The following is a 4,470-nucleotide window of genomic DNA, read 5'->3' on the forward strand; positions in this document are numbered from 1 at the left end:
GGGCGGATAGCAGATGCCCCCGTCCCAGCAGCCCTGGGAGGTGCCCTTGAGGGTGAAGCTGTCGGCCCCGGCCGTCACGGGGATCAGGATCTTGACCTCCTTGCGGTAGGTCTGGACCTTGCCGAAAAACTCGTCGTCCTTCTCCTTGTCAAATGAAACAGTAATCTCATGATGGTCAGTCTGAAGCCTGTCGGCCACGATTTTAGCTTCGCTGTGTTCACTCACCTCAGCAAAGCCAATGGTAAAAGTCTTTACTTTGCCGTCTTTGTACCCGTTGGCCCGCGAAATTTCATCCATGAGGGTGACAATGACGGCGCTGTCTATACCGCCACTCAGAAAAGCACCCACGGGCACATCGCTGATCATATGGGCCTTCACCGTATCGCGCATTTTTTCCAGCACTTCTTTTTTTAAGGATTCCTCAATTGTCTGACCATTTTTTTCACGGCTCGGCTGAAAAGTATAATCCCAGTATTTTTTTATCTCACCTACGCCATCTACAAGATCAATGGTCAACGAGCTGGCTGGTGGCAGACTATATATACCTTTAAACATTGTCTCCTCCAGTGGATTGTATTGAAAAGAAAGGTAGTTGAAAACAGCCTCATCATTAACAATGGGTTTATATTTAGGATCACAAAGCAGACTTTTTATTTCAGAGCCAAAACCGACGATTTTTCCTGAATCTTCTACCCTATAATAAAGAGGCTTGATGCCAAAATAATCTCTGGCTACAAAAAGAGACTTAGCCGTCTTGTCGTAGATGGCAAAAACAAACATGCCGCGGAGTTTGGGCAACATGTCCTCGCCAAATTCTTCATAAAGATGTAGAAGCACTTCTGTATCGCCATGGGTTTTGAAAATATGTCCCTTGGAAATCAGATCCTCTCGAAGCGGCTGAAAATTATAAATTTCGCCATTGAAAATAATTATTTTTGAATCATCCTCATTGCTTATTGGCTGCTGGCCGGTACTCAGATCAATAATCGAGAGCCTGCGCATACCCATGCTAAGCATCTCATCATGAAAAAAACCATCCTCATCTGGGCCGCGATGGGTGATGATATCCACCATGGCTTGAGCCACTTTCCTTTTGTCTGTTCTTTCTTTTCCGATGATGCCAGCAATTCCGCACATAGTTTATAGTTGGATTATTATTGATCTCTATTTAGCCTTTTATAAAGGGTATTTTGGCAGATAGAGCATTGGGTCTAAATAGGCATCCACTGGGGCAATTGGCATAGTGTATATTTTGCCGCTGCAGGCTTTACTTGGAAGTGTCTGGACACTGACAGCGTTGGCAGCGTAGACAGTCAAGTGTAAATGGGGCCCAGTTGAATAGCCAGTATTGCCACTGTAGGCGATTATATCACCCGTTGACACCGTTTGACCACTTGTCACTTTTATTAATGAAAGGTGTGCATAGATGGAAGCCAAACCGTTTGGGTGCTTAATCAAAACCCAGCGGCCAAATGAAGCATGAGGACAAGTGATATCAGTGTCGCCTGTGCCAATGACCACTCCGGAAAGAGCCGCCTTGACTGGAGTCCCAATACTAGCTCTAAAATCAACACCGTTATGAGATCCAGAAACATAAAGTTTTTCAGCCCCTACTGTTTTGCCAAAAAGCTGGGTGATAAAAACATTGTCCACAGGCCAAGATAAAGGCGAGGAGCCAGATGGGGGTAAACTTTTTGGATCCAAAGTATATTTAAGCTGGGCTTCATAATCAAAAAGCTCTTTTTCAAATGCCGCTTTTTTAGCTACCTTATCTGCAATAATTTGCTGATAGGCAGACTCTTGGTTTTTAGTATCCTTGAGGAGACTGGCTTGCTGCTGCTTGGTACTATCTACAATTGTTTTTTTATCGACGAGCTGACTCTGAAGTGTCAGTAAATTAGTTTTATTGGCTTCCTGTTGGACCTTACTTGTTTCCAAAGAAGCTTTTACGGAAGTAAGACTGCTAATGGCTTCTTTGATACTTCCTGAGATAGAGCTTATCTGATAAATAACGTCCAGAATCTCTGAGAGGGATTTCTTGCCTAGCAGAGAAAGGGTTGGATCAGTAGCGTCTTGCTCATTTTGCGCACGTATCAGCTCAGCCAGGGCTCCTTGTCCTGTCTGGATAGATTGCTCCTTTGTGCTTATGTCGCCGCTTATTTTTTTGATATCACCTTCTGTGGCGCTAATTTTTTTCTGAGTCAAGGTGATGTCAAGGTTTAGCTTTTTCTGGGTGAGCTGGAGTGAGGTAATACTTTGCTGGAGAGTTTTAGCTTGCTGGCTAGTCTTGTCTGCCAGGGTTTGGTACTGGGCAATTTCCTGTTCGAGCTGGGCTATATTTGCATTACGATCGTTGATCTGTTGTTGCAGAGTCTGTGCATCAGTAGCGGCAAAAGCCATGGAAAATAGAAAAGAAAAAAATAGTCCACCTATTAAAGTAAAGATTATTTGGGTAAAAAATTTCATATATTAGTCGGCGAGCCTGATACAGCAAAGAGGATCTCTGAAGGCTTTGACAAAATTTTCCAATTCCAAGCTATTTCCGTATCCATCAAGTTCCATGAGGCCAGTTTTACTAAGACTTTCATAAAAAGAGGCCTCGATAACCTGGACATGAATGTGTGGCCACCAATTTCCGTTGTACGGAGCCTTGCCTGCTCTAGCAAATACGCTTCCTTTGGGTAGCCTCTCTCCTACCTTGCATAAAATTTTGCGGTCAAGGTGAGCATAAATAACATAAAATCCCTTTTCAAGATTTTTAACGATAACCCTTGGACCCCAACCTCCAATTTCTGGATAGTCATCATCCACTAGGACTACCTGAGCATCAAAATCTATTGCGACTTCAGTTCCTGGATCTACACTTATATCAATACCTAAATGAATAAATAGCCCCTCATCCTCTAGGTAACTATCCTTCCACAGGAAACTCCTATCCTCTAACCATCCACCATAGGAAAAATCCAAATCAAATTTTCTATGCATTTCCTCTACCATTTTGAGACAAACAGCAGGCTCAATCAGGGGATTTTTTTCAAAGTCCTTAAAGGTAGAAGTATTTTCTTTGACCCATTTTTTCCCTTCTAGATCTAGGTTTAGATAACCAAATTTTTTATTTTTCAGTTTGGGAAATATCACTTGTTGATTATACCAGAGCTTTGACGGCATTTGCTAGGCGGGTAAGGGTTTCGTCTTTGCCTAAAATAGCCGCAAGCATAAAAGGATCGGGAGATTTTTCACGGGCTGAAAGGACGTACCGCATGGGCCATAAAACAAGTCCCCTGCCCTGTTCCTCGGCATAGGGCCATAGAGCCGCTTTAATGGATTCACTCTGCCAGGAAGAGCCATCAAGAACAGTTAAAATTTCCATAATTTTTTTAAGAATAGTCGCGGTGTTTTCTTTTGTCACTATTTTATCTTTTCTCAATTTTTCTGGAGGGAGGATGCTAGCGAGTTTTGCTTTTTCATTTTCACCGATAAATGAAGGAGAAATAAAAAAATAATCAAATTCTCCTTCTTCGGCCATCGTGCCAACCTCACCAAAATAGGAAATGCGCTCTTTGATCAAAGGAAGGACTGCCGGAAAACGTTCAGAAAAGGTAGGGGCGCTCTTTAATTTTTCTGGAATACGAGCCAGGACTTCCTGACCAAATAAAACTTGGTCCATTTTGGACATATGCTCTTTGTTGAGCCACTGAAGCTTGGTGATATCAAAAATAGCACCGCCTTTTTGCACCTTGCTAATATCAAACTTTTCAATCAGTTCACTGAGGCTGAAAATTTCTTGGTCAGTGCCAGGATTCCACCCAAGAAGAGCCATAAAATTGATCAGGGCCTCAGGAAGGTATCCTTGGTCGCGATAATAAAGGGTCGCCACGGATTCACCATGTTTGCGCTTTGAAAGCTTAGACCTGTCTGTGGCTAGGATCAACGGCAAGTGCGCATAGATTGGCTGTGGAGCCCCTAAAGCCTGTTGGATTAAAATCTGTCTTGGGGTGTTGGAGATGTGATCTTCTCCTCGAATAATGTGGGTAACCCCCATTTCCATATCATCCACGACTACTGTGAGATGGTAAAGAGGCTCATCGAGGCTTTTGGCTAAAACAAAATCTCCAAGGTCCGTTGTATCAAAAGTTATCTCTCCACGGATTAAATCATTGAAAGTTATTTTAACGTTTGGATTTTTAAAACGGATTACTTCACTGCGTAATTTTTTTTGATCTGGCCCGGGCACTTCTTTTTGTTCCTCTTTGGAAACATAAGCATATCCAGCCTCTATAAGCTGCTTTAATTTTTTCTGGTAAATATCAGTGCGCTTTGATTGCACAAAAACTTCCCCGTCCGCTTCAAGGCCAAGCCACTTCATACTGTCATATATGTATTGCTCATGTTCGGGTTTTGAACGTTCCTTGTCAGTATCCTCAATGCGTAGACGCATCTTCCCTCCTTGCTGTTTGGCAAAAATATAAT

Annotated in this window: 4 protein-coding genes; all 4 read right to left on the reverse strand. The window is 42.8% G+C overall.

Annotated features, from left to right (window positions below; translation table 11 throughout):
- Positions 1-1,137, reverse strand: a 1,137-nt coding sequence (gene asnB / locus PHF79_03885) for an asparagine synthase (glutamine-hydrolyzing) (protein MDD5318921.1), incomplete at its 3' end; no start/stop codon positions are given.
- A gap of 39 nt (positions 1,138-1,176) precedes the next feature.
- Positions 1,177-2,466: a peptidoglycan DD-metalloendopeptidase family protein gene (locus tag PHF79_03890; protein ID MDD5318922.1), complete on the reverse strand. Its 1,290-nt coding sequence runs from the start codon at positions 2,464-2,466 to the stop codon at positions 1,177-1,179.
- Positions 2,467-2,469: 3 nt separating this feature from the next.
- Entirely contained in the window at positions 2,470-3,138 is a 669-nt protein-coding gene (locus tag PHF79_03895) for a peptidoglycan DD-metalloendopeptidase family protein (GenBank protein MDD5318923.1), read from the reverse strand.
- Positions 3,139-3,145: 7 nt separating this feature from the next.
- A partial coding sequence (locus PHF79_03900) for a glutamate--tRNA ligase family protein (GenBank protein ID MDD5318924.1) occupies positions 3,146-4,470 on the reverse strand: 1,325 nt, incomplete at its 5' end.

Source organism: Candidatus Paceibacterota bacterium, from assembly GCA_028714275.1.
Classification (GTDB): Bacteria; Patescibacteriota; Minisyncoccia; order Phycocordibacterales; family CAINVO01; genus CAINVO01.

What these genes read in the sequence shown, in the direction of transcription:
- PHF79_03890 (MDD5318922.1), bottom strand. Translation starts at nt 2,466, where the DNA reads ATGAAATTTTTTACCCAAATAATCTTTACTTTAATAGGTGGACTATTT.